The organism is Flavobacterium sp. 3HN19-14 (assembly GCF_051373205.1).
In the GTDB taxonomy this organism is placed as follows: Bacteria; Bacteroidota; Bacteroidia; order Flavobacteriales; family Flavobacteriaceae; genus Flavobacterium.
On sequence record NZ_JBPPZT010000001.1, the window covers coordinates 3316536 to 3329859 of the forward strand.

The following is a 13324-nucleotide window of genomic DNA, read 5'->3' on the forward strand; positions in this document are numbered from 1 at the left end:
ATTGTCTGTTAACATTGGCTCATTTTAATGATTTAAAACTAAAACCTTTCTTTTTCGTGTTTGTATGTTTTTTGTTGTGGTTGTTTTTGTGAAATTATCATTTTACACGGCTACTTTTAGACAAAACAAAAAATAACCAACATGAAATCAAATTATTTATTAATCTACATTTTACTGTTATCATCAGCATTTGGTTTTGCTCAAAACTATGATATTGGCGGGACAGTTAAAGAAAGTGCCACCGGGTTTCCACTTCCGGGAGTTAGTATCCAAGTCAAAAATGCAACTCAGGGAACCATTTCCGACCTGGATGGAAATTTTACATTAAAGGGCGTACCATCGGGAACGACGGTCGTTTTTACATATGTAGGATTTCAAAATTATGAATACAAGGTTACCAACGCAAACAGTAATATGGCAGTGTCTTTGCGTGAAGAATCAAAAAGCTTAGACGAAGTTGTCGTAATTGGTTACGGTACGCAAAAGAAAAAAGACCTTACGGGATCAGTAGGGTTGCTTGACAGCAAAACTATAGACAAAATCAGGCCTGCTAAAGTTGACCAGGCTTTACAGGGAACTGTAACCGGAGTAATTGTGAGTGGCAATAACGGATCGCCGGGTGCCGGATTTGATGTTAAAATTCGTGGCGTATCTTCTAATCAGGTAAACAGACCAGTCGCCATTATTGATGGTTATCAGGGAGAAATGAGTGACCTCAACCCTGCCGATATAGAAACCATAACGGTATTAAAGATGCTCAGGCTGCCATATATGGTGTATTGGGCGCAAACGGAATCATCCTTGTAACTACCAAAAAAGGTAAGAAAAATACAAAAACAAAAGTCAGCTACAACGGTTCTACAGGTTTTCAGGAGGCCAGCCGTAAATTACCTTTGCTGAATGCTACAGAATACGCTTTATTGGTTAACGAGAGTTATGCTGCTGCAGGACAGGCTGTACCTTATCCAAATGCTGCCGGACTCGGAAAAGGAACTGATTGGCAGGATGAGCTTTTTAGAAAAGGCGCACCAATTATCAACAATGATTTTTCGTTTTCAGGCGGAAGCGATAAAGTTGTTTATGCTGTCAGTGCTTCCGACCTTACTCAGGAAGGCATCATCGGAGAAGCTGATAAATCAAAATTCAAAAGAAATACGGCACGCATGTCGCTTGGATTTGATGTCACTGATAAATTCAAAGTTCAGGCTACCGTAAATTATGCCTATATACACTACAGAAATTTTAACGATAGCGGATTAGGCTCTGTGCTTTTCAACGCCGTTAACGCACCGCCCACATTATCTCCTTACGATGCTGACGGCAATTACAGCCTGGTGCCAAGTACACCCGGACTCGGAGCAGAAATTATCAATCCGCTGGCACAGCTCGACAACACCTTTAACGATAATGTTTTTAAAAGGCTGAGCGGAAATTTCTCCATTGATTATGAAATCCTGAAAGGCCTGACAATCACCAGTCGTATCGGATTCAACAGTGTTACCGGGCAGGCGAAAAATTTTGCAAAAATTGTCGATTACGGTCCGTCAAAAGTATTTAATGTCACCAGAAGCCGTGTTGATCAAAACCAAACAAATTCCGGAGATTATACCTTTGACCTATTCGCCACATACAAGAAAAATATCAACAACCACCATTTCGCGGTTACAGTTATTAATACAATTTATAAAGAATATTTCACTGGCTTGTATGCTTCAGGATATGATATTCCTTACAATTCCTGGGCATTTGCCGATATTAAACTGGCAACAGGAACAAGCGGAAGCAAAGATGTCGCGTCTGGCTATGCCGATGAAAGAAGGCTTTCCTACATCGGAAGGCTGCAATATGATTTTAAGGAAAAATACCTGCTTTCATTTGTTTACAGAAGAGACGGATCTACAAGATTTGGTCCAAGCAACACCGTAGCTGAATTTCCTTCGATGACAGCCGGATGGGTGATTTCTAATGAGCCATTCTTCCCAACATCGGAAACCGTAAATTTCTTAAAAGTCAGGGGAAGTTACGGATCACTCGGAAACGACCAGATTGGCTCAAACCGCTATACAGGAACGTTAAGTGGTGAAGCGACTTACGTATTCGATGGTGCATTGGTAAACGGAACCGCTATCGGCGTAATCCCAAACCCAAATATTAAATGGGAAGTAGGCAGGAAATTCGACGTGGGTCTTGACACGAAATTATTCAATAATAAAGTCAACATCACAGCCGATTATTACAATGACAGAAGAAGTGATTTATTAATCGAGGGCGTACCAGCATCAGCAATCGCGGGCGGAGCGGCTCCGGGAAGTGGCAACGCAACCATCAACGCAGGAACAACGACCAATAAAGGTTTTGAATTCGCTATCGATTATGCCACACATGTAAGCAATGATTTATCGTTCAGGATGAATTACAACCTAACGACAATAAGCAACAACGTTACCGAGGTAAAAACCCTTCAAAAATATGTAGAAGGAGGCGGGTTTGGTGTTGGCCAGCAAGCGCCTTCCCGTATGGTCGTTAACCATGACATCGGTTATTATTATGGCTATCAAACCGACGGGATTTTCCAGAACGAGGCAGAAGTTAACGCACATCCATCGCAGGCAGCTTTGGGAGCTCCGGCACAACCGGGTGACATTCGATTTAAAGATATCAATGGCGATGGTGTAATTGACCCTAACGACCGTACCGATTTAGGAAGTCCGGTTCCGACCATGGTCATGGGATTCAATTTCGATGTAAATTATAAAGGCTTCGATTTGAGCGCTTACACTTATGCATCAATCGGCAATGAAATTGCACGCAACTACGAAAGGGTGCTTTCAGACGTAAACCGTTCAAATGTTGTTTTAGACAGATCAGACCGGCGAAGGCACCAGCAACACAGTGCCAAGAGTTACCAATGCCGCGACCAGCAATAATGTCTTTTCGAGTTATTTTGTAGAAGACGGATCTTACTTCAGGATTCAGACTGTTCAGTTGGGTTACAGCCTCGGGAGCAATTATATTTCGAAAATCGGAATGAGCAAACTGAGACTGTATGTCGGCGTAAATAACGCTTACACATTTACCAAATACAGCGGATATGACCCGGCGGCGGTTAGCGCAGCACCAATTGGCGGCGGTATCGACTACGGTACCTACCCTGCCCCGAGAACTTATACATTGGGCGTCAACATTAATTTTTAATAAAAAAACCATGAAAAAATATTCATTCTTTTTAATCATTTTTCTGCTGGTGGCAGCGGCTTCGTGTTCCGATGATTTTACCAAGAGAGATGTGGCTTATTCAATCGATTCAGAAAATTATTTCAATTCTGAAGATGATTACAACAAAGCGCTCATCGGAGCTTACGACATGCTCCAGTCTTCTTATGTAAATGTACTTTTAGGAGAAATTGCCTCAGACAACACGGCTTCCGGTGGTGAAAGTTCTACTGACGTTATCGGTTTCCAGCAAATCGACGAAATGACGCATACGCCTGTAAATTCAAACCTGAAAGATATCTGGAGCTGGATGTTTGCCGGCGTTAACCGATGCAATTACATCATCGAATTCAAAGACAAAACTGATTTCCCTAACAAAAATCAGGTTTTGGGCGAAACTTATTTTCTTCGCGCTTATTACAATTTCGAACTGCTGAAATGGTTGGGCAGATTCCGTTGAAGGATGCCCGTTTCAGTACAACAGATGTGACGACAATTCCGCGTTATCCGGTTGATCAGGTTTACGCTGCTATCGAAAGTGACCTGCAATTTGCCGTTGAAAACCTAAACCCTGTTCCGGCACAAACGGGAAGGGCTACCAAAGGCGCGGCGCAGGCCTTACTTGGAAAAGTATACCTTTACCAAAAGAAATTCCCTGAAGCAGCTGCATCTTTACAAGCCGTAATTGATTCCGGAAGATATTCGTTAGTAGCAGACTACAATTCAATTTTCGAAAATGCCGGTGAAAATGGCCCTGAATCTGTTTTTGAAGTACAATATACGGATGTTGAAGGTGCCGGTTTCGGGTGCCTGCAGTGCAGCGAAGGAAATGTAGCAGTCGGTTTCAACGGAATCCGCAATTATTCCTGGACCTTTATTCGATTCAGGCTATAGCTTCAACGTGCCGCGCCAGGAAGCGGTCGATGCTTTCGAAGCGGGCGATAAAAGAAAAGCAGTAGCCATCCTTGATATCGTTGCATGGGCAGCAAGCACAAACGCCACTTACGGAATCGGATACAAACACACAGGATATTACAATCGCAAATACATTGCAAGACAAGGCGATTTGAATACTGGCGACCAAAACCTTACCAATCCGAACAATTACCGCGCAATACGTTACGCCGATGTATTGTTGATGGCTGCAGAAGCCTACAGTCGTACCGGTAATAATACGAAAGCACAAGAATATTTAAATCTGGTCAGAAGACGTGCTTTTGGCGATAACAACCACGACATCACCGCGACAGGCGATGCTTTGACAGATTTGATCTGGAAAGAAAGACGTGTCGAGCTTGTTGGTGAAGGGCATCGCTTTTTTGACCTCGTAAGTGACCGGAAAGGCAGCAGAGGAAATCGAAGGATTCACCGTCAATAAAAACGAATTATTCCCTGTCCCTTTCGAAGAAATTCAGTTTTCAAACGGCAATTGGACACAAAATCAAGGATATTAAAATACTATTGATATGAAAAAATTAAAATGCTTCCTTAGTTTGTTATTCGTAACTGTAATACTAAGCTGTGCAAGCGATGACGACAGTAGGCAATATCTCACAGATGCCGATGCACCTGCCAATTTATCTGCGATATTTACAATCGCATCAGACAATTCAGGAAAAGTAACGATTCGTCCAAACGGCGAAGGCGCTAATACTTATGCCATTATTTTCGGAGATGCTACCGTCGGTGCGGAAATCATAGCGCCGGGCGAAGCCATCGACCATATTTATCCTGAAGGAACTTTTCAGGTAAAAATTATCGGTACTGCCGTAAATGGCCTTACAACAGAATATACGCAAACATTGACCGTTTCATTCATTGCCCCTGCCAATCTCGTTGTTTCAGCGACTCCTGAAAGCGGAAATCCGTATAAAATCAACGTAACGGCAACTGCAAATTTCGAAACGTATTTCGAAGTTTTCTTTGGAGAAACTGATCCTGACACAGCAGTAGTTTTTAACGAAGGGCAAACAGTTTCTCACACTTATGCTGCAACCGGAACTTACAACCTCAGAGTCGTCGCGCACAGTGGCGGTGCCGCTACAGCGGAATATACACAGGTTGTTACCGTTTACGATCCGTTATTGATGCCAATTACTTTTGAATCGCCTACACTGAATTACAGCTTCACGAATTTCGGAAATGCCGTTTCATCTGTAGTGAATAATCCATCTGTTTCAGGCGGAAATACTAGTGCGAAAGTAGGTAAATTGGTAAAAAACCCGGGCGCAGAAGTCTGGGCAGGCTCTTTCCTGGAACTCGGGCAGCCAATCGATTTTTCTTCAATGACAAAAATCAGCATTAAGACCTACTCGCCTATCGCGGGTGCTGTGGTGAAACTGAAACTCGAAAACCTCGCCAACAACAACATTAACACTGAGGTGGATGCGCTTACAACAGTTGCGAATGACTGGGAAACGCTGACGTTTGATTTTGCCGGAATCAACAACGGCAATAATTACCAAAGGGTAGTTGTGTTTTTTGATTTCGGAAATGGCGGAACAGGCGCAAGTTTCTATTTTGACGACATCGCCCTGACGGCAGGCGTTCCTATTGTTACATTACCGCTGACTTTCCAGAATAGTGCTTTGACGTACACTTTCACCGGATTTGGCGGCGCGAGTGCTTCTGTAATCGACAATCCGCAATCAAACGGAATCAACACCACTACTAAAGTCGGGAAACTCCATAAAAACACCGGTTCTGAAACCTGGGCAGGCGCATTCATTGAGCTTGGTCAGCCAATCGACTTTTCTTCGCTCAATAAAATCAAGATGAAAGTCTGGTCGCCAACTGCAGGAAGCATCGTAAAACTCAAACTCGAAAACCTCGCCAATTCAAGCATCAACATCAAAAAGATGCGACAACAACTGTTGCCGGCGGCTGGGAAGAACTGACTTACGATTTCACGGGAATCGTAAATGCCAATAATTACCAACGCGTGGTAGTGTTCTTCGCTTTCGGCGCAAGTGGTACGGGTGCCGATTATTATTTCGACGATATTAAACTTTCAAATTAAAATGAAGATGAAAAAATTTATTCAAAAAATTGCAATCGTAACGGCACTCATGATGCTGTTTTCAGCCTGCCAGGATGACGATCATACTTTTGGCGATATCAATACGCCCAACGGCCTTGAAGTGCATGCTGTTTTACAGGGCGAAGATGGAAGCAATCCGAATGGCGACGGTTCCGGAATAGTAAGCTTTACTGCCACAGCAAACAATGCCCTCAGTTATAAATATATTTTTAGTGATGGAAATACGCTGTCGCTCCAAACGGAAAAACTGAGAAAAGGTTTACTGTCAACGGCGTTAACACTTATACCGTAACTGCTCTTGCCAGCGGAACTGCCGGAGTGACTTCAAGCATCACTTTTGATGTGACCGTTTTGAGTAATTTCTCCGACCCGGAAACGACCCAGAAACTTACCGGCGGAAGCACCAGAAATGGTATTGGGCGGCTTCAGAAGTAGGCCATTTGGGCGTAGACCTGTAACAATGCAGATGCATCAGCCAATTTTTACGGCAATTATTACCAGGCAGCGCCATTCGAAAAAGCGGGCTCACCGTCAAGTGCGTGTCTGTATGAAAATGAGCTTACATTTTTCCTTGACAACGGTGTCCTGAAATATACATTGGACAACCACGGGCATACGTTTTTCAATACTGCTTTTGAAAGTGTTGTTGGCGGCTCAGTCGGAAGCGACAATTGCTACAATTATGACACAAGCGGCGTGAAAACCGTACAGCCTGGCCGGCCAATTCATTCGTCGGACAGAACAATGTTCCGGGGCAGACAACCGGAACAGAAATGACCTTTTCAGATAATGGTTTCATGGGGTATTACATCGGGCAAAGCACTTATGAAATTCTGTCAATTACTGACAATCGTATGGTTGTTCGTGCCGTTATGGGCGGTAATTCGTCTTTGGCATGGTACCACACTTTCAGCACACAACCTCCGGTTCAGGGCGGCGATGATAATTTTGACAATCTTGTATGGCAGGATAATTTCGATACCGACGGAGCGCCAAATCCGGCGAATTGGGGTTATGATATCGGCCTTGGCGGCGGTTGGGGCAACAATGAAGTGCAGTATTACACTGACGCTTCGAGCAACGTAATTGTTCAGGGCGGAATGCTGAAAATCACAGCAAAAAAAGAAAATTTCGGCGGCGCACAGTACACTTCTGCCCGACTCAAATCTGAAAATAAATTTGATTTTAAATATGGTAAGGTTGAATTCCGTGCCAAATTGCCAACCGGCGGCGGAACCTGGCCTGCCCTTTGGATGTTAGGCGCCAATTATGCTACAAACGCCTGGCCTTTCTTGTGGAGAAATCGATGTGATGGAAGAAGTTGGCAACCAGCCAAATGTTATTCACGGCACTTTGCACTATCCCGGAAATTCTGGCGGTAATGCCAACACCAATTCAACTTCGGTTCCCACAGCACAATCAGATTTTCACATCTATTCGGTAACGTGGAGTGCCACTTCGATTAAATTCTATGTTGACGGAACAATGTATCATTCGTATGCAAACGTCGCCAGTTCACCTTTTAACGCTAATTTCTTCCTGATCATGAATGTGGCAATGGGTGGAAATTTTGGCGGGAACATCGATCCTGCATTCACCCAATCAACCATGGAAGTGGATTACGTTAAAGTTTACCAATAAGCATTCAAGCCCTTACAAACCAGAAAAGTTTTGCCTGACGAAGCTTTTCTGGTTATTTTTACCAAAACAAACAACTGATGAAAAAAAGCTTTTTATACCTGCCTTTTGCTGTTTCAGCGTTGCTCATTTCAGGATGCAACAACAAGATGACGCAGTCATCTACGGCTTTCGCGAAAGACAACCCGATTGAAAGAAAAGTCGATTCGTTGCTGAAAATCATGACGCTCGAAGAAAAAATCGGACAAATGAACCAGTACAACGGTTTTTGGGATGTTACAGGCCGCGCACAAAAGACGGAACCGCATCCAAAAAATATGACCACATCAAAAAAGGCTGGGTAGGTTCGATGCTCAATATCATCGGTGTAAAAGATGTAAAAGCACTGCAAAAAATCGCTGTTGAAGACACGCGTTTGCATATTCCGCTACTCTTTGGATACGATGTTGTTCACGGTTACCAGACCATCAGCCCGATTCCGCTTGCAGAATCAGCCAGTTGGGATTTGGAAGCGATTCAAAAATCGGCTGCGATTGCCGCTGAAGAAACGGCTGCAGTTGGCGTCAACTGGACATTCGCACCGATGGTTGACATCACACGCGATGCCCGTTGGGGTCGCGTGATGGAAGGCGCAGGCGAAGATCAGTACTTAGGAAGTAAAATTGCCTACGCGAGAGTGAAAGGTTTTCAGGGCGACGCATATACCACAAAGACAATTTTGGCTTGTACCAAACATTTCGCCGCCTACGGTTTTGCCGAAAGCGGACGCGATTACAATACCGTGAATATTGGAAAATCGGCGCTTTATAACGAAGTATTGCCCCCATTCAAGGCTACTGTTGATGCAGGTGTCGGGTCATTTATGAATTCTTTCAACGAAATCGACGGCATTCCGTCTACCGCAAGTGCTTTCCTGCAAAGGGAAGTCCTAAAGGGCGAATGGAATTTCGGCGGATTTGTCGTAACCGATTGGGGTTCGATGGGCGAAATGGTAGCACACGGTTATGCCAAAGACGGCAAACAAGCAGCCGAACTTGCGGCAAATGCAGGTTCAGACATGGACATGGAATCCTATTTATACGTTGAACATCTCGCCAATCTCGTGCGCGAAGGAAAGGTGAAAGAAGCCTACATTGATGATTCCGCAAAGCGTATTTTGAGGATCAAATTCGAAATGGGATTGTTTGAAAATCCATATAAATACTGTGATGAAGTCCGCGAAAAAGCCACTTTAGGCAAAACCGAATTTCAGGAAGGCGTTTTAGATATGGCGAAAAAATCAATCGTACTTTTGAAAAACCAAAATGATTTATTGCCATTGAAAAAATCGCGATTGAAAATTGCCGTAATCGGCGCTTTGGCGAACGACAAAAGCAGTCCGCTTGGAAGTTGGAGAGCAGCGTCAAAAGACGGTACTGCAGTTTCAGTAATGGAGGGTCTACAAAAATACACTGGCAACCAAATCACTTATGAAAAAGGCGCCGACGTAGCCACGGAAACTCCGGTTTTCGGACGTGAAACCAAAATCAATAAAACCGATAAAAGCGGTTTTGACAAAGCCGTTGCGGCCGCGAAAAATGCCGATGTCGTAATTATGGTTTTAGGCGAAATCGGTTTTCAGACCGGCGAAGGCCGCAGCCGCGTTGATTTGAATCTTCCGGGTGTGCAACAGGAATTACTCGAAACAGTTTACAAAGCAAATCCAAACATCGTATTGGTTTTGCAGAATGGCCGTCCGCTTACAATTCCGTGGGCAGGCGCTAACATTCCGGCGATTGTTGAAGCCTGGCAATTGGGAACACAAAGCGGGAATGCGATTGCACAAGTCCTTTACGGCGATTACAATCCGAGTGGAAAATTACCAATGTCTTTTCCAAGAAATGTAGGCCAGCTTCCTATTTATTACAATCACAAAAGTACAGGAAGGCCGAATGACGGCGGTGAAAGCGTATTCTGGTCGCATTATGGCGATGAGAAAAATTCACCGCTATATCCTTTTGGTTATGGATTGAGTTATTCGAAATTTGAGTATTCAAATCTGAAATTGAGTGCCGATTCATTCTCCGCAGATGGAAAAATAACGGCTTCTGTAGACGTAAAAAACTCCGGAAAAGTAACCGGAAAAGAAGTCGTTCAAATGTACATCCGCGATTTGTTCGGAAGCCTGACGCGTCCTGTAAGAGAATTAAAAGGTTTTGAGATGATTACATTACAACCCAATGAAACCAAAACAGTTTCTTTTACAATCGATAAAAAAACCATTGAATTCTATACTGCCAATAACAAATGGGAAGCAGAAACCGGCGATTTTAAAGTCTTTATCGGCGGCAATTCAGATGCGAATCTCGAAGGCAATTTTCAATATAAATAAGCAATCATGAGGCAAATTTTATTACTGTTATTCATCGGAAATCTCGCATTCGCCCAGCAGGAAAAAAGAAAACTCGTCTGGGAAGAAAATTTCAACGGCAAAACGCTCAATGAAAAAAACTGGAACTTTGAACTCGGCGCCGGCGGCTGGGGCAATAACGAAAGACAGACCTACACCAAAGAAAACCACCAGCTTGTTGACGGCAATTTAGTAATTACCGCAAAAAAAGACGGCGATTTGTACACTTCAACGAGAATTACAACCGAAGGAAAACACGAATTTCAATATGGCCGTTTTGAAGCGCGTGCGAAGTTGCCTGTTGGTTACGGTATCTGGCCGCTTTCTGGATGCTCGGTTCGAACATCAAAACTGTCGGATGGCCGAAGTGTGGCGAAATTGATATTATGGAATATATAGGCCGCGAACCAGATATGTTGTATACAACTTTACATACCGAAGCGCGTCACGGCGACAATGGCAATAGCAAAAAGACACCATTTCCTGAGATTGAAGATGGTTATCACGTATATGCTTTTGAGTGGACGAAAGACAAAATCGAGTTTTTTGTAGACGACAAATCGGTTTATACTTTTATTCCGGAAAATAAATCAGAAGCGATTTGGCCTTTCAGCCAAAAGTTTTATTTTATCCTGAATATGGCTGTTGGCGGTAATTTCGGCCGAACCAAAGTTGACGACAGCATTTTCCCACAGCAATACCTCATCGATTATGTGAGGGTCTACCAATAAAGTTAGTTTGAGTTAATATTTGTAATGGGCGCTTTCGTGAGAGGGCGCTTTTTTTAAGCACCAAATTTTAAATTACAAGTTCCGAATAAATTTGTTTTTTGGAGATTGCTTTTTGGAATTTCCTTAATGCGGTAATTTATCTTTCAATAATCCGTAAATAAAAGTACCAATAAGCGCACCTATTAAAATCAATATTACAGGAAAAAATCCGGCGCCAATCAGGATAAAAATCGGTCCCGGGCAAGCGCCGACCAATGCCCAGCCTAATCCGAAAAATAAGCCGCCTATCCAATATCTTACAGAACCTTTTTCTTTATCAGCAATGACAATCGGTTGTCCGGAAATATCATTCATTTTTGACCTTTTGATGATTTGTATGCCGATTAATCCGGTCGCAATTGCAACGCAAATGATGCCATACATATGAAACGACTGGAATTGGAACATTTCGTAAATACGGTACCACGAAACGGCTTCGGATTTGGTGAGTACAATTCCGAAAACAAAACCGACGAGTAGGAACTTTAGTGCTTTCATCGCTTAAAAAATTAAAGGAAATAATAAATAAGCCATAATCAATCCGCCGACAAAAAATCCGATAACTGCTTTAAGCGAAGGAATCTGCAGGTTGCTCATGCCCTGAATCGCATGACCGGAAGTGCATCCGCCGGCGTATCTTGAACCAAATCCGATTAAAATCCCGCCAAAGATTAAAATTGCCATCATTTTTGGCGATTGGAAAGCTTCATTACCAAACATCACGTCTGGCGCTAATTTTCCGTTTGGTGCGTCAAAACCATATTGCGCGAGTTGTTCGATGGTTTTCGGATTGATATCGACATTGGAAGCGTCGTGCATATAATGAACCGCGACATAACCGCCAATCATTGCACCTAAAACCACTATTAGGTTCCAGCTTTGTGATTTCCAATCGAAGCGGAAGAATTCAGCGAATTTCCCGGCGCCGCCAATCGTGCAAAGTGAACGCAGGTTCGATGACATTCCGAACGTTTTTCCGAAATAAATCAACGCCAGCATGATCATCCCAATCATAAAACCGGAAAAATACCAGGGCCAGGTTTCGTAAATCAAATTCATTTTTGTGTGTTTTATGGCAAAAGTAGCAATTCAAATTTGTTTTCGCCGAAATTTCCATCGATTAAAATAAAGCCGTAAATTTGGGTAAACAATTCCAACATCAAAATGAAAAAATTTTCTGTCGAAATAAAATGGGCAATCATCTTTACAATTGTAAGCTTACTATGGGTTTTTGGTGAAAAAATGACAGGTCTGCACGATTTGCATATCGACAGGCAGCCGCTATATGCTACTTTTTTTGCCATTCCTGCACTTGTGATTTATGTGCTCGCTTTACAGGAAAAAAAGAAAAAAATCTTCAACGGACAAATCACATGGACGCAGGCATTTATTTCTGGTACGTTTCTTGCCTTGTTCATTACGATCCTGAACCCGTTGGTGCAGTATATTTCTTACGAAATTATTTCTCCAAACTATTTCAAGATGATTTCGGCATACCGGATTGCCCATAAAGTTCCCGTTACCACAACTGACAGCTTGTATAATATCAAATCCTATATCATGCAGGGTATTTTAAATTGTATGTCGCTTGGGGTTGTGACTTCGGCAATCGTGGCTTTATTCATTAAAACCAAAGCAGAACCTTCTAATGAAAAATAAGTTTTATTTCGCTTTTATCTTGCTCGCAATTGTGCTGACTTCCTGTGTAAGCACCAAAAATACCATCAAAAATATCGATAATAATGCACCGGATCTGAAGCTGAATCCTGACGGGACTTTTGTAATTACCGAATACAGCAAAAATCCAAAATACGCTTACAACAAAGATTATCCGGTCAATATTTTCTACAAAAACACTAAAAACGACAGCATCAATCAACCGCGATTTCTTAATGCACTTGCCTGTCGAATGGCGAAAAAATCAGTTATAAGAAATTAGACAACTGCTGCCCATTTCCAACCAAAAGGAATGACATCGGCGTTGGGATGTTAGATGTTTATGAAATCACATGGGAAGGTCAATCGAAACCATTGAAAATTTACGTCAATATTTATGAAAAAGGATATGTGACGGTTCCGATGGGATTGAGTTTGAAGAAATAAATTTCGTAGGATTAACACAGATTGCACAAATTTTCACAAATTAAATTGGCGGAAATTTGTGCAATCTGTGTTAATAGTTTCAAACGCAAATTCCTAAACATTAAGACTTTATTAAAAAACTTCCCCTCAATTACCGAAATGCAAATATTGCGTATCTTTGCACTTTCAAAA

Annotated in this window: 15 protein-coding genes and 2 pseudogenes; 13 read left to right on the plus strand and 4 right to left on the minus strand. The window is 42.6% G+C overall.

Annotated elements, in window-relative coordinates:
• The first annotated feature begins 141 nt into the window (after positions 1–141).
• From ACSLFW_RS17905 to ACSLFW_RS17930, 6 genes and pseudogenes are all read left to right on the plus strand, one after another.
• Positions 142–807: a carboxypeptidase-like regulatory domain-containing protein gene (locus ACSLFW_RS17905; protein ID WP_436556875.1), complete on the plus strand. Its 666-nt coding sequence runs from the start codon at positions 142–144 to the stop codon at positions 805–807.
• Positions 780–2927 (plus strand): SusC/RagA family TonB-linked outer membrane protein, encoded by a 2148-nt coding sequence (locus tag ACSLFW_RS17910; protein WP_436556876.1) that lies wholly within the window; start codon positions 780–782, stop codon positions 2925–2927. The genes ACSLFW_RS17905 and ACSLFW_RS17910 overlap by 28 nt, the downstream gene beginning before the upstream one ends.
• Positions 2893–3195: a hypothetical protein gene (locus tag ACSLFW_RS17915; RefSeq protein ID WP_436556877.1), complete on the plus strand. Its 303-nt coding sequence runs from the start codon at positions 2893–2895 to the stop codon at positions 3193–3195. Before ACSLFW_RS17910 ends, ACSLFW_RS17915 begins: the two co-directional genes overlap by 35 nt.
• A gap of 10 nt (positions 3196–3205) precedes the next feature.
• Positions 3206–4667 (plus strand): annotated as a pseudogene (locus ACSLFW_RS17920) (RagB/SusD family nutrient uptake outer membrane protein).
• A 12-nt stretch (positions 4668–4679) separates the two neighbouring features.
• Positions 4680–6110, plus strand: coding sequence for a hypothetical protein (locus tag ACSLFW_RS17925; RefSeq protein WP_436556878.1), 1431 nt, complete (start codon positions 4680–4682; stop codon positions 6108–6110).
• Between the two features lie 129 nt (positions 6111–6239).
• Positions 6240–6545: a hypothetical protein gene (locus ACSLFW_RS17930; protein WP_436556879.1), complete on the plus strand. Its 306-nt coding sequence runs from the start codon at positions 6240–6242 to the stop codon at positions 6543–6545.
• On the opposite strand, the gene ACSLFW_RS17935 is transcribed toward ACSLFW_RS17930, so the two are convergent.
• On the minus strand, positions 6535–6657 hold the full coding sequence (locus ACSLFW_RS17935) for a hypothetical protein (RefSeq protein ID WP_436556880.1): 123 nt from the start codon (positions 6655–6657) through the stop codon (positions 6535–6537). The two genes, ACSLFW_RS17930 and ACSLFW_RS17935, sit on opposite strands and share 11 nt — an antisense overlap.
• A gap of 90 nt (positions 6658–6747) precedes the next feature.
• Positions 6748–6924: a hypothetical protein gene (locus ACSLFW_RS17940; protein WP_436556881.1), complete on the minus strand. Its 177-nt coding sequence runs from the start codon at positions 6922–6924 to the stop codon at positions 6748–6750.
• Positions 6925–7026: 102 nt separating this feature from the next.
• On the opposite strand from ACSLFW_RS17940, the gene ACSLFW_RS17945 reads away from it, so the two are divergent.
• From ACSLFW_RS17945 to ACSLFW_RS17965, 5 genes and pseudogenes are all read left to right on the plus strand, one after another.
• Entirely contained in the window at positions 7027–7635 is a 609-nt protein-coding gene (locus ACSLFW_RS17945; protein ID WP_436556882.1) for a glycoside hydrolase family 16 protein, read from the plus strand.
• Positions 7565–7894, plus strand: a complete 330-nt coding sequence (locus ACSLFW_RS17950) for a glycoside hydrolase family 16 protein (protein ID WP_436556883.1) — start codon at positions 7565–7567, stop codon at positions 7892–7894. The genes ACSLFW_RS17945 and ACSLFW_RS17950 overlap by 71 nt, the downstream gene beginning before the upstream one ends.
• A 77-nt stretch (positions 7895–7971) precedes the next feature.
• Positions 7972–10262 (plus strand): annotated as a pseudogene (bglX, locus tag ACSLFW_RS17955) (beta-glucosidase BglX).
• A 6-nt stretch (positions 10263–10268) separates the two neighbouring features.
• Positions 10269–10679, plus strand: a complete 411-nt coding sequence (locus ACSLFW_RS17960; protein ID WP_436556884.1) for a glycoside hydrolase family 16 protein — start codon at positions 10269–10271, stop codon at positions 10677–10679.
• Complete coding sequence (locus tag ACSLFW_RS17965) at positions 10610–11011, plus strand: glycoside hydrolase family 16 protein (RefSeq protein WP_436556885.1); 402 nt, start codon at positions 10610–10612, stop codon at positions 11009–11011. The genes ACSLFW_RS17960 and ACSLFW_RS17965 overlap by 70 nt, the downstream gene beginning before the upstream one ends.
• A gap of 123 nt (positions 11012–11134) precedes the next feature.
• Here the strand turns inward: ACSLFW_RS17965 and ACSLFW_RS17970 are convergent, their stop codons facing one another.
• The gene (locus tag ACSLFW_RS17970) at positions 11135–11548 is read right to left on the minus strand and encodes a DUF6691 family protein (protein WP_436556886.1); all 414 of its coding nucleotides are present in this window, start codon (positions 11546–11548) and stop codon (positions 11135–11137) included.
• Between the two features lie 3 nt (positions 11549–11551).
• A complete protein-coding gene (locus ACSLFW_RS17975) occupies positions 11552–12109 on the minus strand; it encodes a YeeE/YedE family protein (protein ID WP_436556887.1) in 558 nt (185 codons plus the stop codon).
• Positions 12110–12214: 105 nt separating this feature from the next.
• On the opposite strand from ACSLFW_RS17975, the gene ACSLFW_RS17980 reads away from it, so the two are divergent.
• Together ACSLFW_RS17980 and ACSLFW_RS17985 are read left to right on the plus strand one after the other, a co-directional pair.
• Entirely contained in the window at positions 12215–12709 is a 495-nt protein-coding gene (locus ACSLFW_RS17980; RefSeq protein ID WP_436556888.1) for a DUF4199 domain-containing protein, read from the plus strand.
• Positions 12699–12989: a hypothetical protein gene (locus ACSLFW_RS17985; RefSeq protein WP_436556889.1), complete on the plus strand. Its 291-nt coding sequence runs from the start codon at positions 12699–12701 to the stop codon at positions 12987–12989. Before ACSLFW_RS17980 ends, ACSLFW_RS17985 begins: the two co-directional genes overlap by 11 nt.
• Positions 12990–13324: the final 335 nt, after the last annotated feature.

Coding starts and splice junctions, on each gene's coding strand:
- ACSLFW_RS17905 (WP_436556875.1), top strand. CDS start 142: ATGAAATCAAATTATTTATTAATCTACATTTTACTGTTATCATCAGCA.
- ACSLFW_RS17925 (WP_436556878.1), top strand. CDS start 4,680: ATGAAAAAATTAAAATGCTTCCTTAGTTTGTTATTCGTAACTGTAATA.
- ACSLFW_RS17930 (WP_436556879.1), top strand. CDS start 6,240: ATGAAAAAATTTATTCAAAAAATTGCAATCGTAACGGCACTCATGATG.
- ACSLFW_RS17945 (WP_436556882.1), top strand. CDS start 7,027: ATGACCTTTTCAGATAATGGTTTCATGGGGTATTACATCGGGCAAAGC.
- ACSLFW_RS17950 (WP_436556883.1), top strand. CDS start 7,565: ATGGAAGAAGTTGGCAACCAGCCAAATGTTATTCACGGCACTTTGCAC.
- ACSLFW_RS17960 (WP_436556884.1), top strand. CDS start 10,269: ATGAGGCAAATTTTATTACTGTTATTCATCGGAAATCTCGCATTCGCC.
- ACSLFW_RS17965 (WP_436556885.1), top strand. CDS start 10,610: ATGCTCGGTTCGAACATCAAAACTGTCGGATGGCCGAAGTGTGGCGAA.
- ACSLFW_RS17970 (WP_436556886.1), bottom strand. CDS start 11,548: ATGAAAGCACTAAAGTTCCTACTCGTCGGTTTTGTTTTCGGAATTGTA.
- ACSLFW_RS17975 (WP_436556887.1), bottom strand. CDS start 12,109: ATGAATTTGATTTACGAAACCTGGCCCTGGTATTTTTCCGGTTTTATG.
- ACSLFW_RS17980 (WP_436556888.1), top strand. CDS start 12,215: ATGAAAAAATTTTCTGTCGAAATAAAATGGGCAATCATCTTTACAATT.
- ACSLFW_RS17985 (WP_436556889.1), top strand. CDS start 12,699: ATGAAAAATAAGTTTTATTTCGCTTTTATCTTGCTCGCAATTGTGCTG.